This window comes from Rhodobacter capsulatus (assembly GCF_003254295.1).
GTDB lineage: Bacteria > Pseudomonadota > Alphaproteobacteria > Rhodobacterales > Rhodobacteraceae > Rhodobacter > Rhodobacter capsulatus.
The window spans coordinates 1-24,183 of sequence record NZ_QKZO01000002.1 but is presented as its reverse complement, the minus strand read 5'-3'; the positions used below and the strand labels follow the sequence as shown (position 1 = coordinate 24,183).

At 68.8% G+C, this 24,183-nt stretch carries 22 protein-coding genes; 9 read left to right on the top strand and 13 right to left on the bottom strand.

Features of this window, described 5'->3' with window-relative positions; all coding sequences use genetic code 11:
* The 3 genes from LY44_RS02525 to LY44_RS02515 all read right to left on the bottom strand — a co-directional run bounded on the left by LY44_RS02525 (position 1) and on the right by LY44_RS02515 (position 2,988).
* On the bottom strand, positions 1-1,485 hold the full coding sequence (locus LY44_RS02525) for a UDP-N-acetylmuramoyl-L-alanyl-D-glutamate--2,6-diaminopimelate ligase (RefSeq protein ID WP_055208893.1): 1,485 nt from the start codon (positions 1,483-1,485) through the stop codon (positions 1-3).
* Positions 1,486-1,581: 96 nt separating this feature from the next.
* Positions 1,582-2,013, bottom strand: a complete 432-nt coding sequence (locus LY44_RS02520; RefSeq protein WP_055208895.1) for a PACE efflux transporter — start codon at positions 2,011-2,013, stop codon at positions 1,582-1,584.
* 150 nt (positions 2,014-2,163) lie between these two features.
* Positions 2,164-2,988, bottom strand: coding sequence for a hypothetical protein (locus LY44_RS02515; protein ID WP_055208897.1), 825 nt, complete (start codon positions 2,986-2,988; stop codon positions 2,164-2,166).
* Positions 2,989-3,281: 293 nt separating this feature from the next.
* Here LY44_RS02515 and LY44_RS02510 point away from each other — a divergent pair, with 293 nt between their 5' ends.
* Positions 3,282-3,548, top strand: coding sequence for a spike base protein, RCAP_Rcc01079 family (locus LY44_RS02510; RefSeq protein WP_055208899.1), 267 nt, complete (start codon positions 3,282-3,284; stop codon positions 3,546-3,548).
* A gap of 63 nt (positions 3,549-3,611) precedes the next feature.
* On the opposite strand, the gene LY44_RS02505 is transcribed toward LY44_RS02510, so the two are convergent.
* The 5 genes from LY44_RS02505 to LY44_RS02485 form a co-directional block, all read right to left on the bottom strand.
* The gene (locus LY44_RS02505) at positions 3,612-4,193 is read right to left on the bottom strand and encodes a CIA30 family protein (RefSeq protein ID WP_055208901.1); all 582 of its coding nucleotides are present in this window, start codon (positions 4,191-4,193) and stop codon (positions 3,612-3,614) included.
* A 78-nt stretch (positions 4,194-4,271) separates the two neighbouring features.
* Positions 4,272-5,564, bottom strand: a complete 1,293-nt coding sequence (locus LY44_RS02500) for an NAD(P)/FAD-dependent oxidoreductase (RefSeq protein ID WP_055208903.1) — start codon at positions 5,562-5,564, stop codon at positions 4,272-4,274.
* A 3-nt stretch (positions 5,565-5,567) separates the two neighbouring features.
* Positions 5,568-5,987 carry a Rid family hydrolase gene (locus tag LY44_RS02495; protein ID WP_055208906.1) on the bottom strand — a complete coding sequence of 140 codons (420 nt, stop codon included), beginning with the start codon at positions 5,985-5,987 and terminating at the stop codon, positions 5,568-5,570.
* 80 nt (positions 5,988-6,067) lie between these two features.
* Positions 6,068-7,207 (bottom strand): tyramine oxidase subunit B, encoded by a 1,140-nt coding sequence (locus LY44_RS02490; protein WP_055208908.1) that lies wholly within the window; start codon positions 7,205-7,207, stop codon positions 6,068-6,070.
* Positions 7,208-7,264: 57 nt separating this feature from the next.
* Complete coding sequence (locus tag LY44_RS02485; protein WP_055208979.1) at positions 7,265-8,695, bottom strand: APC family permease; 1,431 nt, start codon at positions 8,693-8,695, stop codon at positions 7,265-7,267.
* A gap of 130 nt (positions 8,696-8,825) precedes the next feature.
* On the opposite strand from LY44_RS02485, the gene LY44_RS02480 reads away from it, so the two are divergent.
* Together LY44_RS02480 and aroQ are read left to right on the top strand one after the other, a co-directional pair.
* A complete protein-coding gene (locus tag LY44_RS02480; protein WP_065118314.1) occupies positions 8,826-9,851 on the top strand; it encodes an AraC family transcriptional regulator in 1,026 nt (341 codons plus the stop codon).
* A gap of 71 nt (positions 9,852-9,922) precedes the next feature.
* Positions 9,923-10,366: a type II 3-dehydroquinate dehydratase gene (gene aroQ / locus LY44_RS02475; RefSeq protein WP_055208911.1), complete on the top strand. Its 444-nt coding sequence runs from the start codon at positions 9,923-9,925 to the stop codon at positions 10,364-10,366.
* Here aroQ and LY44_RS02470 read toward each other — a convergent pair.
* From LY44_RS02470 to LY44_RS02455, 4 genes are read right to left on the bottom strand one after another with little or no spacing between them, the layout of a single operon-like run.
* A complete protein-coding gene (locus tag LY44_RS02470; RefSeq protein ID WP_055208913.1) occupies positions 10,363-11,595 on the bottom strand; it encodes a pyridoxal phosphate-dependent aminotransferase in 1,233 nt (410 codons plus the stop codon). The genes aroQ and LY44_RS02470 overlap by 4 nt on opposite strands.
* A gap of 7 nt (positions 11,596-11,602) precedes the next feature.
* On the bottom strand, positions 11,603-13,114 hold the full coding sequence (amaB, locus tag LY44_RS02465; RefSeq protein WP_055208915.1) for an L-piperidine-6-carboxylate dehydrogenase: 1,512 nt from the start codon (positions 13,112-13,114) through the stop codon (positions 11,603-11,605).
* A gap of 16 nt (positions 13,115-13,130) precedes the next feature.
* Positions 13,131-14,567 carry a hypothetical protein gene (locus tag LY44_RS02460; RefSeq protein ID WP_055208916.1) on the bottom strand — a complete coding sequence of 479 codons (1,437 nt, stop codon included), beginning with the start codon at positions 14,565-14,567 and terminating at the stop codon, positions 13,131-13,133.
* A gap of 3 nt (positions 14,568-14,570) precedes the next feature.
* Positions 14,571-15,854 (bottom strand): NAD(P)/FAD-dependent oxidoreductase, encoded by a 1,284-nt coding sequence (locus LY44_RS02455; protein WP_055208980.1) that lies wholly within the window; start codon positions 15,852-15,854, stop codon positions 14,571-14,573.
* A 174-nt stretch (positions 15,855-16,028) separates the two neighbouring features.
* Between LY44_RS02455 and LY44_RS02450 the strand changes: the two genes are divergently transcribed.
* The 6 genes from LY44_RS02450 (at position 16,029) to LY44_RS02425 (ending at position 23,771) form a co-directional block, all read left to right on the top strand.
* Positions 16,029-16,970 (top strand): LysR family transcriptional regulator, encoded by a 942-nt coding sequence (locus LY44_RS02450; protein ID WP_055208981.1) that lies wholly within the window; start codon positions 16,029-16,031, stop codon positions 16,968-16,970.
* 101 nt (positions 16,971-17,071) lie between these two features.
* On the top strand, positions 17,072-18,718 hold the full coding sequence (locus tag LY44_RS02445; protein ID WP_055208982.1) for an FMN-binding glutamate synthase family protein: 1,647 nt from the start codon (positions 17,072-17,074) through the stop codon (positions 18,716-18,718).
* 261 nt (positions 18,719-18,979) lie between these two features.
* Positions 18,980-20,074, top strand: a complete 1,095-nt coding sequence (locus tag LY44_RS02440) for a polysaccharide pyruvyl transferase family protein (protein WP_081024471.1) — start codon at positions 18,980-18,982, stop codon at positions 20,072-20,074.
* Between the two features lie 645 nt (positions 20,075-20,719).
* Complete coding sequence (locus LY44_RS02435; RefSeq protein ID WP_055208920.1) at positions 20,720-21,901, top strand: HlyD family efflux transporter periplasmic adaptor subunit; 1,182 nt, start codon at positions 20,720-20,722, stop codon at positions 21,899-21,901.
* Positions 21,898-23,070, top strand: coding sequence for an FtsX-like permease family protein (locus tag LY44_RS02430; RefSeq protein WP_055208922.1), 1,173 nt, complete (start codon positions 21,898-21,900; stop codon positions 23,068-23,070). The genes LY44_RS02435 and LY44_RS02430 overlap by 4 nt, the downstream gene beginning before the upstream one ends.
* An 8-nt stretch (positions 23,071-23,078) precedes the next feature.
* Positions 23,079-23,771 carry an ATP-binding cassette domain-containing protein gene (locus tag LY44_RS02425; protein ID WP_055208924.1) on the top strand — a complete coding sequence of 231 codons (693 nt, stop codon included), beginning with the start codon at positions 23,079-23,081 and terminating at the stop codon, positions 23,769-23,771.
* A gap of 180 nt (positions 23,772-23,951) precedes the next feature.
* Here the strand turns inward: LY44_RS02425 and LY44_RS17800 are convergent.
* Positions 23,952-24,183, bottom strand: a 232-nt coding sequence (locus LY44_RS17800) for a hypothetical protein (protein ID WP_055212898.1), incomplete at its 5' end; no start/stop codon positions are given.

Below are 24,183 nucleotides of genomic sequence, written 5' to 3'. Positions count from 1 at the left end.
TCAGATCGTCCCATCCAAGGCAGCCACGGCGATCGAGGCCTGTTCGGCATCGTCAAAGGGGAAGACATCGGTGCCGATGACCTGGCCGCGTTCGTGCCCCTTGCCCATGATCAACAGCGCATCGCCCGGGCCCAGCGCATCGACACCGCGCAAGATCGCCTCGGCGCGGTCGCCCACTTCGGCAGCCTCCGGCCCCGCCCCCGCCATCACCGCGGCGCGGATCAAGGCCGGGTCTTCGGTGCGGGGGTTGTCGTCGGTGACGATGACCGCATCGGCATGGGCCGCGGCGGCCGCGCCCATCAGCGGCCGTTTGCTGCGGTCCCGGTCGCCCCCCGCGCCGACGATGGCAATGATGCGGCCCAGCACATGCGGGCGCAGCGCCCGGAGCGCGGTTTCGACCGCATCGGGCGTATGGGCGAAATCGACGAAGACGGTGGCGCCGTTCGTGCGCGTCGCGGCCAGCTGCATCCGGCCGCGCACCGTCGCAAGTTGCCCCAGTGCGTCAAAGACCGCTTTCGGCTCGGCGCCGCAGGCGATCACCAGCCCCGCCGCGGTCAGCACGTTCATCGCCTGAAAGCCGCCAATCAGCGGCAGGCGCACCATCTGCGGCCCGCCCTGCCAGAGAAACCGCACATCCTGCCCGCCCGCGTCGAAACGCTGCCCCTGCAGCTGGATCTCGCAGACAGTGCCATGCCCGACCCGGATCAGCTTTTGCCCGCGCGCCTGCGCCAGCGCCGCGAGCCCCGGCCCCTTCGGATCGTCGGTGTTGATCACCGCGGTCGCCTCCTCGGGCAGGACGCGGGTAAAGAGACCGGCCTTGGCGTCGAAATACTCGTCAAAGCTGGCGTGGTAATCGAGGTGATCCTGGGTGAAATTGGTGAAGGCGGCGGCTTTCAGCATCACGCCATCCAGACGCCGCTGCGCCAGCCCGTGCGAGCTTGCCTCCATCGCCGCATGGGTGACGCCCGCCGCCGCCATCTCGGCCAGAAGCCGGTGCAGGGTGATCGGCTCGGGCGTGGTGTGGCTGGAGGGCGCGGCAAAGGCGCCCTCGACCCCGGTGGTGCCGATGTTGGCGGCGTCAAGGCCAAGCGCCTGCCAGATCATCCGGGTGAAGGTCGCAACCGAGGTCTTGCCGTTCGTGCCGGTCACCGCCACCATCGTCGCGGGCTGCGCGCCGAAGAACAGCGCCGCGGCACAGGAAAGCGCCAGCCGCGCATCCTCGACGACAAGCAGCGGCACGGCGCTGCCCGCCAGCGCCTGCCGCGCGATGTCTTCGCCCGCGCGGTCGGTCAGCACCGCGCCCGCGCCGCGCTCCAGCGCTGCCGTCACGAAGGTTGCGCCATGCAGCTTGGTGCCGGGCAGCGCCGCGAACAGATGCCCGGGCTTGACGAGGCGGCTGTCCACCGCAAGGCCCGTCACCGCAACGTCGCTTCCCGGGCGGGCGGTCAGCCCCAATGCACTCAAAGGCTTCGCCGTGAGGGCCATATCTTGTGTCCTTGTTCAGTTCCTGCGCCATTTAGAGGCGAAGCCGGGCGGGCGTCAACGCAAGCCTTGGAAACAAGGGCCGGGCAGCCCAGCGGGTCAGCCCCGGGCGGGCAGCGGCGGGCGCGGGAAGAGCCGGTCGAAGCCCCAGGTGAAGAAGAAGGTGTAGATCAGGAAGCACAGCAGCAGCACCGCCTCCATCGCGACGGCCTCTGTGAAGGTGACGCCGTAAAAGCCCATGTAGAGCGGCACGGTGAACAGGAAGAGCCCGCCCTCGAAGCCCAGCGCATGCAGCGCGCGCAGCCAAAGGGTGCGGCGCAGCCGGAAGCGGTGTTCGGCCGCCTCGAAGCCGGTGTTGAAGACGAGGTTCCAGATCAGCGCGATCACCGTCACGAGGACGGAGACACCAAGCGACTCGGCCGCCGGGCCCTCGCTGAGCCGGGTCAGCAAAGCCGTCGAGAGCGCGATGGCCCCCGCTTCGAAGGCGAGAACATAGATCAGCCGCCGCAGCGGCGCAGAAAAGGTGAACATGGCAAAGTGTCGCCCGTGGCGTCCCGATTTTCGATCGGACCGTCCCGACAGTTGCATTCGCCCCTTGGCGCCACGGTTTCCGCGCCCGGCCCGCCCAGTATGGCGCCGCGGGCGGCGGGGTCAAGGGGCAAGCGGCTTGAGCGGGCGGGCTCAGCGGGCGGGGCGGCAGGCCAGCGTGCCCGGCTCGCCCGGGGCGAGAAAGGGGCCGCCGGGCGCGGCCGGACGCGGTCGCTCGGGCAGATCGCGCAGCTTGCCCAGCCGGGCGCGGGGCACGGCAAAGACCAGATCTTGCGTCAGAAGCGCGCCATCGGGCCCGAAGCCGAGGTGCAGCCGCGACAGCGGCAGGCCGAGAAAGCTGCCCTGCAGCTGCAGCTCGATCCGGAGCGTGGCGCCGCGTTTTTCGGCGCGGATCTGTTCGGGGGCAAGCCAGCCGCCCGCGGGCCAGGGCAGCGGCAGGTCGTCCATGGCAAGCGGCCCCTCGGGCGCGGTGGCGGCCTGCGGGAAGCGGTCGCGCAGGCTGGCAAGGAGGGCGCGGGCGGGGGCCGCGGGGGCGCAAAGCTCCATTCCCGCCAGAACCGCATCCAGCGCGGGCAAGGCCGGGTCCGGCCCCGGATCGACGCGGAAGATCCTGCCCGCCTCGGTGGTGATGACCAGCCAGCCCTCGACATCCTCGGCGATGAAGGTGACGGGGCTGCCGAGGAAATCGGAGGCGCAGCCGGGCCCGGTGCCGCGCAGAAGATCGGCGCCGCCGCGACCGGGGATCTGCAGCGAGATCAGCTCGCCGGTGCAGCCGGGGTCCGGGGGGATCGGGGCGCGGCGGATGGCGCAGATGCCGCGGTAATAGACGCCGCCGTCGCGCGTCAGCTCGCAGGCGCCCGCATAGGGAAGATCGGAGCCGAGCCCCGGCGCCGCCGCGGCCCAAAGCAGGCCGAGCGCAGAGCCGAAGGCGACAAGGAAGCGGGGCAGAGCTGTCATGCGGTGGCCTTTGCGGAAGCCGCGGTCTGGCGCAGCATGAGGCCAAGCGCTGAAGGAAAGCCTAATCCGCACCGGCGCCCGGGGGATTTTTCGCGCCGTTTCAGAGGTTTTCCGGGGCTTTTCCGGGGCCGGGGCAGCGCGCGCCGGACCTACCCTTTCCTAAGCCCGCCGCGCCTAGAGTTCCGGCTGCGGGACTTCGGCCCTGTCGGCGCCTTTGCGTGCCGGGGGCGCGGTCGCGCCAAGCGCTTCGGACCGCGCCGCCGTGCCGGTCGCATTCAGGAAAGGAACACCCGATGCCCGATCATTTCAGCGCCAGTGCCCCCGGCATCACCGGCCCGGCCCTGTCCGCCTTTGCCGTCACGCCCTCGGACAGCACCGATCTGCCGGTGCCGGTACGCGCGGTGACCATCGGCACTGCCGGGGGGGTGGTGAAATACACCCATGCCCGCACCGGCGCCCTTTGCACCACCGGACCGCTGCCGGTCGGGCAACATTCGATCTGGGCGCGGCGGATCTGGGCCACCGGCACCACCGCCACCGGCCTGACCGGCTGGGAGTGAGGCGGTTCCGGCCGTGGCGGGCAAACCCGTCGCGGCCAGTCCGGTGTGGCCAGTCCGGCAAGGTCAGTAGAAACCGACCTCGCGGACCTCGATCTCCGCGTCATGCGCGCGGCCATAGGCGACAACCCCGACCGAGCGCAGGCTTTTCACCGCGGGCGTGCCCGGCATCAGCCGCCCCGAGGCGCGAAAGGCGGTGAAGGGCAGCCGGATCTCGGCCCAGTCTGGGGTGACCTCAAAGGGCGCCTGATAGTATTGCCAGGGCATCAGCGTCGCGCCATTGCGCAGATGCGCGAAGTAACGCTGGCCATTGCCGCGCACGATCAGCCGCAGCCCGGTCGTGCCCGCGGGCGGCGGCGCGGCCAGATCGAGCCGCATCTGGATGAAGCCGCCGTTGTTTTCGGTGCTGACATGGCCGGTCATCCGGGCATGTGGCGGCCCCTCGCCCGAAACCATCTCCAGCCGCCCGGTCGAGACGCCGCCCATCACGGCATCGGTGAAGAAACGCCAGCGGGTTTCGGGCTGCATGGTGAAATCCTCGATCACGGTGCCGGGCACGGTGCCGGGCACGGTGTCGGCGGCCAGCGCGGGCAGCACCGCGGCAAGCCCGAGCGCCAGCGACAGGACAAGGGATGAAAGCCTGCGCATCGACCCCTCCCAAGGTTGCGATGCAGGCAGGGGACCATGAAATCCGGCGTTTGGCCAGCGGTTTCATGGCCCCCCGGGTCAGAACCGCGCCAGCCGATAGGGCGCGGGATCGACGATCGGCGCGTGATCCGTCGCCAGATCGGCCGCCAGCTGCCCCGCCGCCGGGCCGGTGCCGAAACCGTGGCCCGAAAAGCCGGTGGCCAGGATCAGCCCGGGCAGCGCGGCCACGGTGTCGATCACCGGATCGCTGTCGGGGGTGACGTCGATCATCCCGGCCCAGGCGGCGGCGACGCGGGCCTGATCGAAGACGGGCCAGGCCTTGCGCAGCGCCGCCATCGCCTCGGCATTCAGGGCCGGGTTGACGTCGGGGTCGATGATCCGGCAGCGCTCGAAGGGTGTGATCTGATCGTCTTTCCAGCGCCTTGCCGACAGAAGTTCATGCAGGAAGTGACGACCCAATCCCACCTGCGTCGCGCCTTTCTGCGCCCGCAGAACCGGCAGGTAACGCAGGCCCAGCCGCAGGTGATCGGGCGTCAGGGGCGCATCGAGCCGGCCGCGCTGGGTGATGGTGAAGCCGCCATCCTGACGCTTGCGGAAGGAAAAATCCGGCCCGCCCACGGCGGTGTCACAGGGGCCTTCCATCGGCGCGGTGCGCAGGACCGAGCAGATCAAGGGCAGCGTCGGCAGGAAAATGCCCTGATTGCCCAGAAACCGGCGCGACCAGAGCCCGGCGGCCAGGATCACCTTTTCGCAGCCGATCTCGCCGCGTTCGGTGATGACGCCAGAGACCTTGCCCGCCGCCGTCGACAGGCTGCGCACGGCACAGTTTTCGACGATCTGGCCGCCCTTCGCCAGCACCGCCCGGGCCAGTGCGGCGCAGGCGAGCGAGGGCTCCGCCCGCCCGTCCGAAGGCGTGTGCACGCCCCCCAGCCAGTCGCCCTGCCCGCCGGGCACAAGCCGGTCGATGTCCTTGGGCGAGAGCAGGCTGGCGCCCAGATCAAGGGCCGAAACCGCCTTCAGCCAGTCCTCGTAGATCCCCATCTGCTTTTGCGACCGCGTGACGAACAGGATCCCCGCCGCGCGATAGCCGCAATCGGCGCCGATCCGGGCCGGCATCTCGGCCCAAAGCCGGTCGGCGGCCTGTGCGAGCGGCACATCGGTGGGCGCGCGCGAGGTCTTGCGCACCCAGCCCAGATTGCGGCCCGACTGTTCGGCGCCGATGCGGCCCTTTTCCAGTACCGTCACCGGGATGCCGCGCTCGATCAGCGTCAGCGCGGCGGACAAGCCCACGATGCCCGCACCGATCACGACGACGGTGGTTTGCGCCGGAATGTCGGCGGTGGAGGGCGGCAGAATGGCAAGCGGTTCCATGGCTTACACCCCCAGCCGGATCACTTCGGCGCCCTGCGCCGCGCCGCGCCAGGCGGTCACTTCGATCTCCACCTTGTAGACAGTCGAGCCGAGCGGCGGGCAGGTGACGGTCAGCGCCGGATCGACGCCGCGGAAGACCTCGGCGAAGATCTCCATCACCGCGGGCGTGTCGGCGGGGTCCTGAATGAAGACGCGGGCGGCGATCACGTCGCCCAGACCCGAGCCCACGGCCGCAAGCGCGCGGGAGATGTTGGCGAAGACCTGATGGGTCTGCGCGGCCACATCCTCGGGGATCAGCTTCGTCTCGGGGTTGCGCCCGGCGGTGTTCGAGACATGGATCCAGTCGCCCACGGCGACCAGACGGGAATAGCTGCTTTTCTCCTCCAGCACCGCGCCGGATTTCAGTTTCACGATCTTTGTCATGGATTTTCCTGAAGGTTCGGGGGGCCTGCGCCCCCTGTGGGTCAGCGCAAGGATTCGGGGGGCCTTGGCCCCCCGAAAGGTCAGCGCAGGACGGGTTCGTCCCAAAGGTTCAGCTTGACGCCGATGCCGCGCTCCAGCGCGTTGCGATACAGCACCGTGCCCCAAGCGACATCTTCGACCGGCATGCCGCCCACCGACATGATGATGATTTCCTGATCGTTCTTGCGCCCCGGCGCATCCCCCGCGACGATAGCGCCAAGGTCTTCCAGATCGTCATGGGTCAGTTTCCCCTCGGCGATCATGTCCATGAACTTGACGCCGATGACGGGGATGGTGTTGTGCGCGGGCTTTGGCACCTCCTCATACCAGGCCTCGTAAAGCCCGGTGTTATCAAGGACTTTTCGCACGTCGGGGGCCTGCATCCCGTCGTCGATGTTGCACACCGCGGGCATCGCCATGAAGGCGCCGGGTTTCACCCACTCGCGCTTGACGATCGGATAGGTCGAGGGATCGCCCGTCTCGCCCGAGTTGCAATAGCTGAACAGATCCGAGCCGCGCACGACCTCTTCGATGCTGTCAACGACCGTGACCGAGGTGATCTGCGGATAGGTCTCGCCCACCCAGGCAAGGAAGGTCTGCAGGCTCTTCTCGCCGCGGCCTTTCACCTTCAGCGTGTCGATGCCCGGACAGGCGACCATGAAGGCGGAAAGCGTGGTTTTCGCCATCACGCCGGGTCCAAGGATGCCGACGACCTTTGAATCGGGCCGCGCCAGATGGCGCGCGCCGACGCCGGGCACCGCCCCGGTGCGATAGGCCGACAAGAGGTTGGCCGACATATGCGCGAGCGGCGCCCCGGTCTCGGTGTCGTTCAGCGTGAACATCAGGATCGAGCGCGGCAGGCCCTTGTCCCGGTTCGCGATATTCGAGCCATACCATTTCATCCCGGTGGTGCAGAACCGGCCGCCCAGATAGGCGGGCATCGCCATGAAACGGCGGTCGGCGGTGGGTTTCGGCATCGTCGGGAACGGGCTTTCCGCCGGGAAGACCACCATCGCGCCGTGGCTGTCATTGTTCGGCCCGGCCATGCGGTAATCGCCCACATGCAGCAGGCCGAACATCTCCTCCATGCAATCGACGCAAGCGGCCATGTCGGTGACGCCCGCCTTGATCATGTCGGGTTCGGAAAGGTACAGAAAGTCGATACGCGTTTCGGCGTTCATGGAATTTCTCACTGGTTTGGGAAGGGATGCCCTGCCGCGTGGCAGGGCGGGAAAGGCTCAGTCGAAGGCGCGGCCAAGGCGGGCGTAAAGCTCGGGCTGGACGCGCTTGATGCGCAGGGCAAGAAGCGAGCCCGAGGCGGCGACGCAGACGACGATCACCGGGAAGGCCTGCACGATCGGGCTTTCGGACCCGGTCAGCATCGAGAGGTTCGACCAGACCAGACCAAAGGCGGTCATCAGGCCAAGCGTCGCCAGCACCGGCGCGACAAGGGTGACAAGGGGGGAGCGGCCAAAGCTGTCGCGGCGGAAAAAGGCGATGACGGCGACCGAGACCATGATCTGCACCGCGACGATGGAGAGCACGGCCAGCGCCGACATCCAGGAAAAGACGACGCCATAAGGGTCGGCGCCGATCAGCGCGAAGAGGCCCAGGATCGTCGCCACCAGCGCCGCCTGCACCAGCCCCGCCACATGCGGCGAGCCGTGATCGTCATGCACTTTCGTCACATGCGACGAGAGCAGCCCCTCATGCCCCAGCGCGTAGAAATAGCGGTTGAGCGTGTTGTGAAACGAGAGCAGGCAGGCAAAAAGGCTGGTGATGAGGAGGATATTGGCCAGTTTCACCACCCAGCCGCCCAGAAGCGCCTGCATCGGGGCGAAATAGAACCCTTCGAGCGAGGCGGCGGCTGCGGCCTGCGCCTTGTCGGGGCCGTAATATTGCACGATCGCCCAGGTGGAAAAGGCATAGAAGGCGGTGATCAGGATCACGGCGATATAGGTCGCCCGCGGGATGGTGCGGTCGGGGTTCGAGGCTTCCTCTCCGAAGATCGCGGTGGCCTCGAAGCCGACGTAAGATCCCAGCACGAAGACCATGGTGACGCCAAGGCCGGGGCCGAAGACCTCGGAGAGCCGGAAGCCCGAGACCGAGATCCCCGCCTCGCCGCCGCCATGGGCGAGGATCGCGAGATCAAGGACAAGAAGGATCACCAGCTCCGCGATCATGCACAGGCCAAGGATCACCCCCGAAACGGCGATGTGACGCCGCCCGAGAGCGACGACGATGGCCAGCCCGGCAAAGGCCCAGACCCACCAGGGCAGATCGAGGCCGAGCGAGGCGGCAAAGCCCGAGACGAAGACGGCGAACAGCGCAAAGACCGAGATCTGGATGGCGAAATAGGCCAGAAGCGCCGTCAGCGCGCCGCCGATGCCCGCCGGGCTGCCCAGACCGCGGGTGATATAGGCGTAAAACGCCCCGGCGCCGCTGATGTGGCGGGTCATCGCGGTGAAGCCGACGGAGAAGAGCAGGTAAAGGATCCCCGCCAGAATGAAGGCGCCCGGCACCCCCGCGCCATTGCCGAAAGCAAAGGCGGGCGGGGTCGCGCCGACGACCGCGGTCATCGGCGCGGCGGCCGCGACGACAAAGAAGATGATATGCGCAAGCCCGATCGAATTGGCCTGCAGGCGGTTTGCGCCCGGTTGATTTTCCATTTTACCGATCCCTGTTTCGGTTTCTTTGGAACCGGTCTGCAGGCGGCAGGACAAGAGCGGCCATTGCAAAACGCGCCAAAAATCCGATAGTTTGCGCCAATGCACCCCCAAGGCGGGGAAATGAGGAAAAATGTCCACGATCAGCACCCCGCTGCCCGGAATGCTGTCTGTCAGGGCCCTGATTTTTGGGCCAATTCTGGAATACTTTGCCGATGATCCGGGCAAGTTGAAAACTCTGCTTTCCCGCGAGCAGCTCTCGCCCGAGGTGCTGGCCGACCCTTACGAAGCGATTCCCTTGCAAAGTTATCTCTCGATTTTCGAGACTGCGGCGGAATTGGCGGGGGATCCGCTCTTTGGCGCACGCTTGGGCTTCGGGATGCGACCGGGCAATCTGGCGCCGATCGGGCTGCGCGCGGTGCAGGCGGGCACGATCCGCAGCGCGCTTTCGGCTTTCGCGCGCTGGTCGGGGGCGCTGCAAAGCGCCACGCAATCGAACCTGACCACCGAGGACGATCAGCTGGTCTTCACCTACCGGCTGACGGCGCCGGTGCTGATCGCCTCGCGTCAGGATACGGAATTCAGTCTGGCGGCGGTCTCGCGGCTGATCCGCGGCGCCTTTGATCCGCGCTGGCGGCCGCTGGAGATCCGCTTCACCCATCCGCCGATCGCCGAGAAGCCGCGGCTCGAGGCGCTCTTCCGCGCCCCGGTGCGGCATTCGCAGCCCGTCAATGCCATCGTCCTTTCCGCCGCCGAGGCCGACCGGGTGCACCGCGCCGAAGACCCCGACATGATCGCGCTGATCGAGCGGCATCTGCAGGATCTGACCGCCGATGCGGGCCGCGCCGAAAACCTTGTCACCCAGGTCGAGGCGCTGATCGACCTGTATCTGGGGGTGCGGCCGATCGATCTGCCAACCATTGCGGCGGCGCTGCGGATGGCGCCGCGCAGCCTGCAACGCCGCTTGGCCGCCGAGGGGCAGAGCCTGAGCGGGCTTCTGCGCCGGCAGCGGCAACGCCGGGCCGAAGTGCTCTTGCGCGAACGCGGCCTTTCGGTCGAGGCGGTGGCGCAGGCGCTTGGCTACGCCGATGGCACGGTGTTCTGGCGGGCCTGGCGCAGCTGGACCGGTGAGGCGCCCAGCCGCCCCGCCCCGAAATGACGCCGGGCCGGTTTTCGGTGGCCCTTGCCCCCGCCGCGGGCTAGTTTGGCGCAAATCGCAGGAGACCGCCCGTGTCGCACAAAATCTTCATCCTGAACGGCCCGAACCTGAACCTTCTGGGCAAGCGCCAGCCGGAAATCTACGGTGCCGAGACGCTGGCCGATGTCGAGGCCCGGTGCCGGGCGCTGGCCGAAAGCCTTGGTGTCACGGTGGAGTTCTTTCAGTCGAACCATGAAGGCGTGATCATCGACACGATCCACCGCGCCCGCGACGAGGCCGCCGCGATCGTGATCAACCCGGGCGCCTTCACCCATACCTCGGTCGCGATCCTTGACGCGCTGAACGCCTATGACGGGCTGGTGTTCGAATGCCACATCTCGAACGTGCACAAGCGCGAGCCCTTCCGCCATCACAGCTATGTCTCGGGCCGGGCCGATGGCGTGATGGCGGGCTTTGGCACCGAGGGCTACGAGCTCTGCCTGCGCCGGGCCTGTTCGCTGCTGTCAAAGGCTTAGGCGGGGCGCAGCCGGGCGCAGGCGGCGCTGATCCGCGCCAAGGCTTCGCGCAGCTCGGCCTCGGAGGTCGCGTAGGAGATGCGGAAATAGGGCGAGAGGCCAAAGGCCGCGCCGGGCACCATCGCCACCTCGGCGGTTTCCAGCAACCAGGCGCAGAGATCGCGGTCGGTGGTGATCGTGCCGCCCTCGGGCGTGGTCGCGCCGATCAGGCCGGAACAATCGGCAAAGGTGTAGAACGCCCCTTCCGGCACCCGGCAGGTGATCCCCGGGATCGCGTTCAACCCCGCCACCACCAGATCGCGGCGGCGCTGGAAATCGGCGGCGCGAAGGGCCAGCAGATCCTGCGGCCCGCTCAGCGCCGCCAGCGCCGCGGCCTGCGAAATCGAGGAGGGGCAAGAGGTTGACTGGCTCTGCACCACCGCCATCGCCTTGATCAGCGCCTCGGGCCCACCGGCATAGCCGATCCGCCAGCCGGTCATCGCATAGGCTTTCGAAACGCCATTCACCGTCAGGATCCGCCCCTTCAGCCGCGGCTCCAGCGCGGCGGGGGTGGTGAAACGAAAGCCCTCGTAACAGATGTGCTCATACATGTCGTCGACCAGCAGCCAGACCTGCGGATGGGCCAAAAGCACCTCCAGCAGCGGGCGGTAATCGGCCTCCGCATAGGCCGCCCCGGTCGGGTTCGAGGGCGAATTGAGCATCAGCCAGCGCGTCTTCGGCGTGATCGCGGCGGCAAGCGCCTCGGCCCGCAGCTTGAAACCCTGCGCGCCGTCGCAGGGCACGGCCACCGGCACACCGCCCGCGATGCGGACGATGTCGAAGTAAGACGTCCAGCACGGGGTCGGGATGATCACCTCGTCGCCCGGATCAAGCGTCGCCATCATCGCATTGTAAAGCACCTGCTTGGCGCCCGTGGCCACGGTGATTTCCGCAACTTTGTAGTCCAGGCCATTCTCGCGCCTGAACTTTTCCACGATCGCCGCCTTCAGCGCCGGGGTGCCGTCCAGCGCGGTGTATTTCGTCTCGCCCCGCGCCATCGCTTCGGCGGCAGCCTGTTTGACATGCTCGGGCGTGTCGAAATCGGGCTCGCCCGCGCCAAGGATGATCACCGGCCGCCCCGCCCGCTGCATCGCCGCGGCCTTCGCGCCGATCTGCAGGATTTCGGACACGCCCAGGGCGGCGATGCGGTCCGCCGGGCGGAAAGCGGCGGTCTGGTCTTGCAAGGTCATCCGATCCTCATGCGATGTCGAAAACCACGCCCTGCGCCAAGGGCAGGTCGCGGGAATAGTTGATGGTGTTGGTGGCGCGGCGCATGTAGCCCTTCCAGGCGTCCGAGCCGCTTTCGCGCCCGCCGCCGGTCTCCTTTTCGCCGCCGAAGGCGCCGCCGATCTCGGCGCCCGAGGTGCCGATGTTGACGTTCGCAATGCCGCAATCCGAGCCCGCGGCCGAGAGGAACAGCTCCATTTCGCGCAGATTCAGCGTGAAGATCGACGAGGACAGACCCGCAGCGACGGCATTATGGTCCTCGATCACCGCCTGCAGGCTGGAGAACCGCATGACATAAAGGATCGGCGCGAAGGTTTCCTCCAGCACCGGGCCGATCTGCGCCTGCATCTCGACCAGCGCCGGGCGGACGTAATAGGCCGTGTCGGGGCCGCAGGCGACGCGGGTGCCGCCATGCACGATGCCCCCCGCGGCCTGCGCGGCATCAAGCGCCGAGCACATCGCCGCATAGGCCGCGCCATCGATCAGCGGGCCGACAAGCGCCTGCGTTTCCAACGGGTTGCCGACCGAAACCGAGGCATAGGCGCGGATCAGCCGCGACACCAGCGCTTCATAAAGGCTGTCATGCACGAACAGGCGCCGCAGCGTCGTGCAGCGCTGCCCCGCCGTGCCCATGGCGCCAAAGGCCACCGCGCGCAGGGTCATGTCAAGATCGGCCGAGGCGCAGACGATGCCCGCATTGTTGCCGCCCAGTTCGAGGATCGACCGGCCGAACCGCGCCGCCACTTTCGGGCCGACGATCCGCCCCATCCGGGTCGAGCCGGTGGCGGAAATAAGCGCCACTTTCGGGCTTTCGACCAGCGCTTCGCCGACCTCCGGCCCGCCGATCAAGAGCTGCGCCAGCCCCTCGGGCGCGGCGCCGAACCGCGCCAGCGCGCGCTCCAGCACCGCCTGCGCGGCAAGCGCGGTCAGCGGGGTTTTCTCCGAAGGTTTCCAAAGCACCGGATCGCCGCAGACCAGCGCCAGCGCCGCGTTCCAGGCCCAGACCGCGACGGGGAAGTTGAAGGCCGAAATCACGCCGACGACCCCCAAAGGGTGCCAGCTTTCCATCATCCGATGCCCCGGCCGCTCGGTCGCGATGGTCAGCCCGTAAAGCTGCCGCGAGAGACCCACCGCGAAATCGCAGATGTCGATCATCTCCTGCACCTCGCCCAGCCCTTCGGAGAGGGTCTTGCCCGCCTCGATCGCGACAAGACGGCCCAGATCGGCCTTGGCGGCGCGCAGCTCCTCGGCCCAGAGCCGGACGAGTTCGCCGCGTCTGGGCGCGGGCACCAGCCGCCAGCTGCGAAAGGCGGCGGCGGCGCGCCCGATCGCGGCAGCGGTGGTTTTGGCCGTCTCGGGCGTCAGCGCGCCGATCTGCGCGCCGGTCAGCGGCGAGAAGCTCGCCATCGGCCCGCCCTCATGGGCAGAGGCGGGAACGCCAAGGCGGGACAGCAGGGTCCGGGTCTCGTCGCGCAGGGTCATCGGGCGTCCTTTCGGGTCAGTCGAAGCTGTAAACAAGACCGACGACCAGCGCCGCGGCGGCCATCAGTCCCAGGGTGAAGCGCAGGTTCAGCGCAAAGGTGACGCGCTGCGGCGTGACGCCGAGTTCGCGCCCGGTGATGATCGACATCGCCGAGATCGGCGAGGCGGCGATGGCCAGCGCCCAGGCGAAAAGCAGCGCAAGACCAAGCGCATAGGGGTGATCGGCGCCAACCGGCCCGGGCCCGAAAAGGCTTGCCGCCATGATCATCACGATGGTGTGCGGGATCATCACCGCGCCGACGGCCGGGATGACGACAAGGCAGGCGAGGATCACGCCCAGCGCCGGAATCTGGCCGCCCGCGATCAGCGCGTCGATCCCCGCCGCCTGTGCCGCCGCCGCCACGGCCGCGCCGATCACCGCCGCGGCCAGAAAGATCGTGCTTTCGGTCGCCATCCCCTCGGAGGCCGCCGAAAGCCGGGTCAGGGCGCCGTCCGTGCCCGCCCCGCGCAACCCCGGCTCCAGCCGCGGCCAGAGCGCGGCGAGAAGCGGCAGCACCAGACAGGCGGCGATCAGGAAGCTGACGTCAAGCAGCCGATGCGCGGCAAGGGTCAGCGCGATCAGCCCGGCGATCGCGGCCAGCACCAGCGCCAGCGCCCGGCCCGCCCCCTCGGGGGCGGGATCTTGCGGGCGCGGGCCCTGCGGAACCGGGGTGGCGGCGGCGTCCAGCAGCGCGGCGGCAAGCGACAGGACGGCGACGATGCCAAAGGCAAGGCCGAAGAAGCGCACCGGATCCAGCGTCGGGATGGCGCTGGTGACGATGGCAAAGCCCAGCCCGATCGGCGACCAGACCGTCATCAGCAGCGTGCCGCGCAGCGCCGCAAGCGTCATCGCGCGGCTGTCGATGCCGCGCTTGCCCGCCGCCTTGCGCGCCGCATCATGGTTGCGCGCGATGTCGGAGATCATCCCGATGGTGCCGATGTTGAACAGCACCGAAATCCCCTGCGCGCCCAGCGAGACGGCGAAAACCCGGGCGCGGGCGGAATGGGCGAAAAGCCCCTCGGCCGCGCGGGCGATCAGGGTTGAGCGCCGCACCGGGGCGCGGATCAGCCCGAGCGCGGTCAGAAAGGCGGAAAAGGCGGTGCCCTGCATCAGCGCCGCCTGCATCGCGGGCAGCGCCTTGGGCAGAAAGACCGCAACGGTCAGCGTGGCCAGAATGGCGCCCGCCAGAAACACCTGCGCGATGCGCGAGACGCGGGGCAGGCGCACCAGCGCCAGAACGATGGCGGTGATCGCCGAAAGCATCAAGAGCCCCCCTGCCCCCGGCAGCCAGGCCCCGCCGATCCTGCCCGCGACAAGGCTGGCCAGCAGCACAAGCGACAGCACGCCTGCGGCGGCCATCGTGGTTTGCGGGCCGAAAGGCAGGCGAAAACGGGGGCGGATGGGCATCGTCATTCCTCAGATCCGGTCGGCCAGCAGATGCGCCGCCGCCGCGCCGATGCTGTATCCGGCCTCGTGAGCCAGGCGCAACGGCGCCGGGGTCACGGGGCGGACGGGCAAGGGCATCGCCTCGATCGCCCGCGCGCCCAGCACATGCTCGGCCAAAGCCTTGCCGAGGACGGTGCCGGGGGCGATGCCGCGGCCATTGTAGCCCGCGATCGCCAAAGCGTTTTTCCCCAGCAGATGCAGGCGCGGCAGGGCGTCGGCGGTCATCCCGATGCGGCCGAACCAGTCGCTTTCAAAGCCGATGCCGCTCAGCTGCGGAAAGATCCGGTGCAGCGCCCGCAAGGCCCAGGCGCGGTGAATGGCGCGGTCCGCCCAGCCCAGCCGCCCGACCGAGCCGAAGACCAGCCGCCCCGCCGCATCCATGCGAAAGGAGGAGAGCACCGCGCGCGTGTCCCAGCAGCCCTCGCCCCCGGGCAAAATCCCGGCACGGACCCCTTCGGGCAAGGGCGGCGTCGCCATGTTGAAATAGGGCAACGCCACCTGTTCGCGGCGCAGCCCGGCAAACAGCGCCCCGCTATAGGCGTCGGTGGCGACGATCAGCCATGCGGCTTGCACGGAACCCTCCGGGGTGGTGACCCGCCAGCCCGCGCCCTGCGGCCCGGCCCCGGTCGCGGGGCTTTCGGTGCAGATCCGCGCCCCCGCCATCCGCGCCGCCCGCGCCAGACCGCGCACATAGGCCAAGGGCTGCAGCGTGCCCGCGCGCCGATCCAGCAGCGCCCCCGCATAGCGCCCGCCCCCCAGCCGCCGCGCCGTATCAGAGGCATCGAGCACCTCGACCGGTGCCCCCAGCGCCGCCCATTGCCGGGCGCGCTCGGTGATCTCGGCCAACCCCGCGGCGCCCACCGCGCAGTGCAGCGTGCCGCGCGCGACCGCCTCGCAGGCGATGCCGTGACGGCGCACCAGCGCGAAGACCTCGGCCGGTGCCGCGCCCAGAACCGCCAGCAATCGCGGCCCGTAGACCGGACCCAGCGCCTGCGGCATCGCCTCGGGCAGCACCCACATCCCGGCATTGACCAGCCCGACATTGCGCCCCGAGGCGCCAAAGCCGATCTGATCGGCCTCGAGCACGATCACCGATTTGCCCGCCTCGGCCAGATGCAGCGCGGCGGAAAGCCCGGTGAAGCCCGCGCCGATCACCACCACATCGGCCTCGGCCGCGCCAGAGAGCGGCGCGGTCACCGGCGCTTGCGGCGCCGAGACCTCCCAAAGACCATGCGAGCGGGGATCGTTGCGCATCAAACCTTCCTGCGGGGCTGTTCCGGCCCCTTCCTGCCCGGTTTCGCGCGCCAGGGCCAATTCGCGATGCGTCTCAGGTCATTCCGTTTCGGAATGACCTTTTCGCGGACCAAGGCGAAAACCCTTGAGAAACGGGGCGAGAGGCAGCAGAAAGAGGCAAGACCGGAGGCAAAGATGAAGACCCCGCGCCGTTTCCTGCCCTCGCTCTCGCTGTTGCAGGCCTTCGAGACCGCCGCGCGCAGGCAAAGCATCACCGCGGCGGCGGCGGAGCTGTCGCTGACGCAAAGCGCGGTGTCGCGGCAGATCCGGGCGCTGGAGACGCAGCTGGGCACCGAGCTGTTCCACCGCGAAAGGCAGACGATCCGGCTGACCCAGGGCGGCGAAGCCTATGCGCGCGAGATCCGGGCGGCGCTGCAGAAGATCTCCACCGCCTCGCTGACGCTGCGCGCCAATCCGGGCGGCGGCACGCTGACGCTGGCGATCCTGCCCACGTTCGGGACGCGCTGGCTGGCGCCGCGGCTGCCCGATTTCCTGAACGCCCATCCGGGGATCTCCCTGAACCTTGTGACCCGGCTGACGCAATTCGATTTCGCCACCGAGGCCGTCGATGCCGCGATCCATTTCGGCGTGCCGGACTGGCCGGGGGCCGACTGCAGCTGGCTGCGCGGCGAACATGTGGTGCCCGCCTGCGCCCCCGATCTGGCGGCGCGGCATGGCTTTGCGACGCTGGAAGAGCTGCGCGCGGCGCCGCTTCTGCATCTGACCTCGCGCCCGGATGCCTGGGAAAAGTTCTTCGCGCGCGCCGGGATGGCGCCGCAACGGCTGCACGGGATGCTGTTCGACCAGTTCGCCACCGTAGCGCAGGCGGCGATGGTGGGGCTGGGCGTCGCGCTTCTGCCCGAGTTCCTGATCGAGGACGAGATCGCCTCGGGGCGGCTTGTGGTGCCGCTCGCGGCGCGGATGCGCTCGGACGAGGCCTATTATCTGTGCGCGCCGCGCGGCCGCGGCCCGCATCCGCCGCTGGCGGCGTTCCGCAACTGGCTGGGCCATGTCGCCCGGGCGGCCGAAGCGGCCGAAGCCGCCCGGCGCGGCACCGAGAGCGGCACCGGCGGCTAAGATACCATCGGCAACGGACACATCTTTACACAGCGCGTGCTTGTCACCGGCCCGGCGGCGTGCTTTCAAATTGGGCGATGCCCCTCATCCGCGAGCCCGCCATGCCCAAGCTGCGCCTCAACATCCGCTACATTCCCTTCCTTGCGGTCCTGCTTCTGACCGGGATCTTCGGCCTTGTGCTGATCTTCGTGCCGCAGCTTTGGGTGCTGGCGATCTTCGGGATCGCGGCCGGGCTGAGCCTTGTCGGCCTTTACGACCTGCGCCAGAGCCGCCACGCGATCTTGCGCAACTATCCGGTGATCGGCCATCTGCGCTACATGATCGAAAGCGTCGGCCCGGAATTCCGGCAGTATTTCTTTGAATCCGACCGCGACGAGGTGCCCTTCAGCCGGCAGACCCGCGTTCTTGTCTATCAGCGCGCCAAGGGGGTCGAGGACAAGCGCCCCTTCGGCACGGTCGAATCCGTCTATGCCTCGGGCTTCAACTGGCTGACGCATTCGATCGTGCCAAAGACGATCAAGGACACCGATTTCCGCGTCCGCGTCGGCGGGCCGGACTGCGCCCAGCCCTATGACGCCTCGGTCTACAACATCTCGGCGATGAGCTTCGGCGCGCTCTCGGCCAATGCGATCTCGGCACTGAACCGGGGCGCGAAACTGGGCGGCTTTGCCCATGACACCGGCGAGGGCGGCATCAGCCGCTACCACCGCGCGGGTGGCGGCGATCTGGTCTATCAGGTGGCGTCGGGCTATTTCGGCTGCCGCAATGATGATGGCAGCTTCTCGCCCGAGAAATTCGCCGCCCAGGCCCGCGATCCGCAGATCAAGATGATCGAGATCAAGCTGAGCCAGGGCGCCAAGCCCGGCCATGGCGGGATGCTGCCCGCCTCCAAGATCTCGCCCGAGATCGCCGAGGCGCGCGGCATCCCGATGGGGCGCGACTGCGTCTCGCCCGCGGCGCATTCGGCATTTTCGACGCCTTTGGAATTCATGGCCTTCATCCGGCAGCTGCGCGCATTGTCGGGGGGCAAGCCGGTGGGCTTCAAGCTCTGCATCGGGCATCGGCGCGAATTCATGTGTCTGGTCAAGGCGATGCTGGAAACCGGCACGACGCCCGATTTCATCGTCGTCGATGGCAAGGAGGGCGGCACCGGGGCGGCGCCCTTGGAATTCGTCAACCGCGTCGGCATGCCGATGCTCGAGGGGCTGCATTTCGTCCACAATCTGCTGCGCGGGGCGGGGTTGCGGGACCGCATCCGCATCGGCGCGGCGGGCAAGATCGTCTCGGCCTATGACATCGCGCGGGCGATGGCGCTGGGGGCGGATTGGTGCAATTCGGCGCGCGGCTACATGTTCGCGATCGGCTGCATTCAGGCGCAATCCTGCCACACCAACCGCTGCCCCGCGGGCATCGCGACGCAGGATCCGCGCCGGATGAAGGCGCTCGATGTCACCGACAAGACCCAGCGCGTCGCGCGGTTTCACCGCAACACGCTCAAGGCGCTGGGCGAGCTGGTGGGGGCCGCCGGACTCTCGCATCCCTCCGAATTCCTGCCCTATCACTTCATGTTCCGCGAAAAGGACAATGCCTTTCAGGATGGCAACGAAGTCTTCGAGGATCTGCCCGAGGGCTTCTTGCTGACCGGCTCGACCCACCCCGATCTGCAGGCCTGGCTGGACCGCTGGAACCGCGCCTCGGCCGAGACTTTCGAGCCGCTCAGGATGCCGAAAAGCCGTTTTGCCTCGTGAGCGGCGGGCCTTGGGGCCGGTCAAGAATCTTGTCGACAGCACGCGCGGGGATGGGGTAGTGACCTCTGACACAAAGAGGTTGGACCGTGATACGCCCCCCGAATGCAATGGCCGGCCTTTCGGGATGGAACGGGACCGATCCGGAACTGTGCTTGCGCGCAAGGCCTGCAGATCGCCCTGAAGGCACTCCGGACATGCCGCGCCCCCTTGCGGGGTTTCGGCTGTCGCCTTTGTGAAGGAATGGGCAACAGGGACTGAACCATGAAAATTGCAGCGATCACCATTCGGCGAAAGCCTGTTCCCGGCTCTCCGATCCGGACCAATACCGGAAATTACATGTTCACCGAGGCGACCTATCGCAATATCGCCGGTGACATCTCCTGGATCGGTTTCAATTTCGATCCGGACAAGATCAACGCGGAATACGATCATGTCGTCATGCCCGCGGCAAACTGGATCGACCGCGGCGAAACCCTTGGCAGCCTTGTCAATCTGCTGAAAAGGATCGAGATTCCGATCACCTGCATCGGGCTTGGCGCGCAGGCCGCCTCGGCGGGGGCGGATCCGTCCAGCCTCAAGCTGTCGCAAGGCGCCATCGATCTGACGAAAATCCTGACCGAGCGCTGCAAGCATATTTCGGTGCGCGGCGAATTCACCCGCAAGGTGCTGGCGCATCTGGGCTGCCACAATACCGTGGTGACGGGCTGCCCCTCGCTTTACATGGACCTGCCGAAAGACATCGATCCCCCCCCGAGCGAGGATCTGATCCTGCAGGGCACGCGGTATGTCATGTCGCCGCAGTATCTGCGGACGCGGTCCCTGGACCGGAAGATATTCTCGATCGCCGGCCGGGCAGAGATGGACATGATCTATCAGTCCGAACGGCTGGAAATCAGCCTGTTCGACGGCGCCATGGGCGAGGGCTGGGCCAGCGCCGCGGAGGAGGCCGGGCTGCACAAGCTTTACGGCAAAGCCACCGTGACGGAGCTGCAGGATTATCTGCGCGCCCATGGCAAGGTCTTCACCTCGATCGACGACTGGTCCGGGTTCCTGAAGTCGCGCGCCGGGGTGATCGGCACGCGGCTGCACGGCGCGATCCTGGCGCTGAACTCGGGGGTGCGGGCAACCTTGCTGCCGCATGACTCGCGCACCCACGAGCTGATCGACTTCGCGAAGATCCCGACCGGCAATCCGGATCTCTTGCTGAACGAGGATCAGGGCACGGTCCGATTGCCCGAGGATATCGACGCGCAGGTCGGCGCCTTTGTCGAGCGGCGCGAAGAGAACCGGGTCGTCTATGCGCAGCTGCTGGAAGCCAACGGCCTGACCTACCGGCGCAGCCTGCCGGATCGGTGATCCGGCAAATCCGGCGCAGGGCGGTGCGGTTGCGCAACCTGCGCCGAAAGATCAGTCGGCAAGCCCCAGATGCCGGGCCAGATGGCGCAGAGAGCGGCCGATGCGCTCCGCGGGGCGGCGGTGCGACTGACCCGGAAGCTGCGGTCGCCGAACCAGGCGGCGCAGCCGATGTTCCGGCCGTTCGACGACACGAAGACCGGATCCGCGGCGGCAGGCCCGCGCCCTGCAACCGTTCCAGAACCCGGGCGGTTTCCGGATGCGCCGGCAGCTCGGCATGGACCGACAGCAAAAGTTCCTGCGCGGCGGGCTCGATCCCGCCCGCCAGCCGTTCCAGCGTGACGCAAAGCGCATCGCGGGTGATCTGCCAGAAGCTTTCGTAATGCCCGGTGATGGTGCGCAGCCGGGAATATTCCACCTGCTTGTCGCGCCACAGCGCGGCGCGGGCAACCGCCTCGGCCCTGCCCTGCCCCGCCTTCCCGCGGATCGAAGCGGATCACGCGGCCGTGACATCAAGTGCCCGGGGCTTGTGACTGCGTCACCGACAGCGGACCGGCTCTGCGCTAGGAGCCGGGCCGGGGCGCGACGGTCCGGCCCTTGCACGGGCCGGATTTGGGGGCCGAATGGGGCGGGCAAAAGGACTGCAGCATGACCGAAGACAGCGCCGCGACATTGCCGATGCAGACCGGCCCCGACACGGAGCGGCTTGATCTGCCCGCGCCCGGTCCCGGCAGGGGGCGGTGGCTGGCGCTGGCCGGGCTGATCGTGCTGGCGGCGGCGGCGGCTTTCCTGGCCACGCGCCGCGCGCCTGCGCCCGAGACGGCGGTGGCGGTGGCGCCCGAGGCGCCCTTTGCCGCACAGGACGTGGTCGGGCTGGCGCGGCTGATGCCGCGGGGCGATGTGGCGGTGGTGGCGGCGCCCTATGGTTCGGGCGATGCGCGGGTGGCGGAGCTGCTGGTGGCCGAGGGCGCGCAGGTGCGCAAGGGCCAGCCGCTGGCGCGGCTTGACAATCAGGCGGCGCTTGAAAGCGCGGTTCTGGCGGCACGGGCCGAGCTTGCGGTGCGCGAAGCGGCGCTGGTGCAGGTGAAGGCCACGGTCGCCTCGAGCCGCGACGAGGCGCGGGCGGCGCTGGATCAGGCCCGTTCGGCCGCGACCGAAGCGGCGACCAGCCTGACCCGGACCGAGGCCCTGCACCGGCGCGGCGTGGCGACGACGGCGACGCTGGAGGCCGTGCGCGCCAGCGCCGAGGCGACGCGGCTGGCGGTGATCCGGGCCGAGGCGACGCTGGCGCGGTTCACCCCGGCGGCGCTGGCGGCGCAGCCAGACGTGACGGTGGCCGAGCGCAATCTGGCCGCCGCCGCGGCCAATCTGGCGCGCGCCGAGCTTGACCTCGCGCGGGCGCTGGTGGTGGCGCCGATCTCGGGCACGGTGCTGGAGGTGATCGCCCGGCCCGGCGGCAAGCCCGGAACCGAGGGCATCCTGACCATGGGCGATCTGGGCCGGATGCGCGCCGAGGCGGAGATCTGGCAGGATCGCATCGGCCTGGTGCAGCCGGGGCAGCGGGTCACGCTGCTGTCGCGCGCCTTTGCCGCGCCGCTCTCCGGCCGGGTCGACAGCATCGGGCTGACCGTGGGGCGGCAGGGGCTGATCTCTGACGACAGCGCCGCCAATACCGATGCGCGGGTGGTCAAGGTGCGGATCACGCTCGACCCCGAGGCCTCGCGGCGGGCCGCCCGCTTCACCGGCCTCGAGGTGATCGCCCATATCGACACCGCGCCCGGCTCCGGGGCCGCGGCGACGCCAAAGGCGGCGGCGGGGGCGGCACCATGAGCTGGCTGCTGCAACGCCTGTTCGGGCGGCTGCCGGTGGGCTGGCTGCAGCTGACGCACAATCGCACCCGGTTTTTCGCCGCGCTGGCGGGGGTGGCCTTTGCCAATGTGCTGGTCTTCGTGCAGCTTGGCATCATGAATTCGATGTCCGCGGCCACCGTGCGCCCCTATGCCTTCTTCACCGCCGACATCCTGATTTCCGCCCCGGATGCCAACACCCTGACCGATGGCGCCAATGTCGCGCGGCAATGGCTTTGGCAGGCCCTGGCCGACCCCGAGGTGGCCGAGGGCATGGGGCTTTACGTCGCCAACGTGCCGTGGGACCGGGGCATGACCGACATCAGCCTGACCACCTTCGGCGTCGATCCGTTCCAGCCGCAGTTCCTGGCCCCGGCGCTGGCCCCGACGGCGGGCTTCCTGCAGCTGCGCGACGGCGCGGTGCTCGACCGTCTGGCGCGCGGCTTCAAACGCACTGAAGCCGCCGCGATCAGCCCGGCGACGCCGCTGTCCTTCGAGACCGAGAACCGCACGCTGACCGCCTGGTCGACCTTTGCGGGCGGCGGCGGTTTCGGCGCGGACGGCTACATGCTGGTCTCCGACCAGACCTTCCTGCGGCTCTTTCCCGCCCGCCGCGCGGGCGCGCCCGACCACATCCTGCTGCGCCTTGTCCCCGGGGCCGAGGCCGCGGCGGTGGTGACCCGGCTGCGGGCGCAGCTGTCGGACCCCGGGCTGCGGATCCGCACCTTTGCCGAGGCCAAAGCCGAGGATCTGCGCTATCAGCAGACCCGCCGCCCCACCGGCGTCATCTTCGGCTTCGGCGTGCTGATCGGGGTGCTGGTCGGGCTGGTCATCGTCTATCAGGTGCTGTCCTCGGACGTGGCCGACCATCTGCGCGAATATGCGACCTTCAAGGCGATGGGCTACCGGCCCGGCTTCTTTCTTGGCGTGGTCTTCGAAGAGGCGCTGGTGCTGGGCTGTCTTGGCTTCCTGCCGGGGCTGATCTTTGGCGGCGGCATTCTGGCGCTGATGGGCAAGGTCACCACCCTGCCCCTGCGGATGACACCCGGGATGGCGGCCAGCGTGTTTCTGGGCACGGTGGCGTTTTCGGCGCTGTCGGGGGCGATCGCGACGCGCCGTCTGGCCGCCGCCGATCCGGCCGATCTGTTCTGAGGGGGGCGATGACCGGGATCACCATTGCCGCCGCGGGGCTGAACCACTGGTTCGGACGGGAGGAGACCCGCAAACAGGCGCTGTTCGATGTCTCGCTGGCCTTGCCGCGGGGGTCTTTCACCGTGCTGATGGGGCCCTCGGGATCGGGGAAAACCACGGTGCTGACGTTGCTTGGCTGCTTGCGGTCGGTGCAGGCGGGGTCGGTGCGGCTTTTGGGGCAGGAGCTGCACGGCGCCCCCGAGGCCCATCTGGTGGCGCTGCGACGCCGGCTGGGCTTCATCTTCCAGATGCACAACCTGCACGAAAGCCTGACCGCGGCACAGAATGTGATGATGGGGCTGCAGGTGCATCCGGGCATCGACCAGGCCACGGCACGCGCGGCGGCGGCGCGGGTGCTGGGGCTGGTGGGGCTGTCGGACCGGGTCGATTACCTGCCCGCGAAGCTCTCGGGCGGGCAGAAGCAGCGCGTCGCGGTGGCGAGGGCGCTGGTCGGCAATCCGGCGCTGGTGCTGGCCGACGAACCCACCGCCGCGCTGGACAAGGACAGCGCCGCCGGGGTGGTCGACCTGCTCCGGCGCATGGGCCGCGCGCGGGGCACGACGACACTGCTGGTGACCCATGACAGCCGCATTCTGGATCGCGCCGATCGCATCCTGACGCTGGAGGATGGCCGCATCGTCAAGGTCGAGGACCGCAGCTAGGCCCCCCGCCACCGCCCGCCCCGCCCCCGCCCCCTCGCACCCCGGCGGGCGGTCAGGGAAAAGGCCCCCGTCCTTGCGGACAGGGGCCAGGTTCGTCGATCAGGCTCTTCATTGGTGCCCGAGGTTTAGGTTTCGCCTGGGCCTTCTCGACGTCTGGGGCAAGCGCACCTGCCCCGGATCTCAGTGCAACGCCTTCGCGCCCGAACTCATCAGCGTGACGGTGGTGGTGGCGCCCGCCATGCGGATGTCGGTCACATCGAGGCCATGCGCGCTCAGATCGCCGCCCCAGACCTCGATCGAGGCGCCCTCGAAGGCGGCGGCGATCAGGCGCTTGAGCGCCTTGCCCGCCAGAACGGCCTCGTAACCGCCGGGGATGCGGCGCAGGGGCACGTCGGAGAAGCTTTCGGTGGCG

Coding starts and splice junctions, on each gene's coding strand:
- LY44_RS02435 (WP_055208920.1), top strand. CDS start 20,720: ATGACCGAAGACAGCGCCGCGACATTGCCGATGCAGACCGGCCCCGAC.
- LY44_RS02430 (WP_055208922.1), top strand. CDS start 21,898: ATGAGCTGGCTGCTGCAACGCCTGTTCGGGCGGCTGCCGGTGGGCTGG.
- LY44_RS02490 (WP_055208908.1), bottom strand. CDS start 7,207: ATGAACGCCGAAACGCGTATCGACTTTCTGTACCTTTCCGAACCCGAC.
- LY44_RS02470 (WP_055208913.1), bottom strand. CDS start 11,595: ATGACCTTGCAAGACCAGACCGCCGCTTTCCGCCCGGCGGACCGCATC.
- LY44_RS02455 (WP_055208980.1), bottom strand. CDS start 15,854: ATGCGCAACGATCCCCGCTCGCATGGTCTTTGGGAGGTCTCGGCGCCG.
- LY44_RS02505 (WP_055208901.1), bottom strand. CDS start 4,193: ATGCGCAGGCTTTCATCCCTTGTCCTGTCGCTGGCGCTCGGGCTTGCC.
- LY44_RS02450 (WP_055208981.1), top strand. CDS start 16,029: ATGAAGACCCCGCGCCGTTTCCTGCCCTCGCTCTCGCTGTTGCAGGCC.
- LY44_RS02520 (WP_055208895.1), bottom strand. CDS start 2,013: ATGTTCACCTTTTCTGCGCCGCTGCGGCGGCTGATCTATGTTCTCGCC.
- LY44_RS02425 (WP_055208924.1), top strand. CDS start 23,079: ATGACCGGGATCACCATTGCCGCCGCGGGGCTGAACCACTGGTTCGGA.
- LY44_RS02460 (WP_055208916.1), bottom strand. CDS start 14,567: ATGACGATGCCCATCCGCCCCCGTTTTCGCCTGCCTTTCGGCCCGCAA.
- LY44_RS02485 (WP_055208979.1), bottom strand. CDS start 8,695: ATGGAAAATCAACCGGGCGCAAACCGCCTGCAGGCCAATTCGATCGGG.
- LY44_RS02445 (WP_055208982.1), top strand. CDS start 17,072: ATGCCCAAGCTGCGCCTCAACATCCGCTACATTCCCTTCCTTGCGGTC.
- LY44_RS02510 (WP_055208899.1), top strand. CDS start 3,282: ATGCCCGATCATTTCAGCGCCAGTGCCCCCGGCATCACCGGCCCGGCC.
- LY44_RS02525 (WP_055208893.1), bottom strand. CDS start 1,485: ATGGCCCTCACGGCGAAGCCTTTGAGTGCATTGGGGCTGACCGCCCGC.
- LY44_RS02480 (WP_065118314.1), top strand. CDS start 8,826: ATGTCCACGATCAGCACCCCGCTGCCCGGAATGCTGTCTGTCAGGGCC.
- LY44_RS02500 (WP_055208903.1), bottom strand. CDS start 5,564: ATGGAACCGCTTGCCATTCTGCCGCCCTCCACCGCCGACATTCCGGCG.
- LY44_RS02515 (WP_055208897.1), bottom strand. CDS start 2,988: ATGACAGCTCTGCCCCGCTTCCTTGTCGCCTTCGGCTCTGCGCTCGGC.
- amaB (WP_055208915.1), bottom strand. CDS start 13,114: ATGACCCTGCGCGACGAGACCCGGACCCTGCTGTCCCGCCTTGGCGTT.
- LY44_RS02495 (WP_055208906.1), bottom strand. CDS start 5,987: ATGACAAAGATCGTGAAACTGAAATCCGGCGCGGTGCTGGAGGAGAAA.
- LY44_RS02440 (WP_081024471.1), top strand. CDS start 18,980: ATGAAAATTGCAGCGATCACCATTCGGCGAAAGCCTGTTCCCGGCTCT.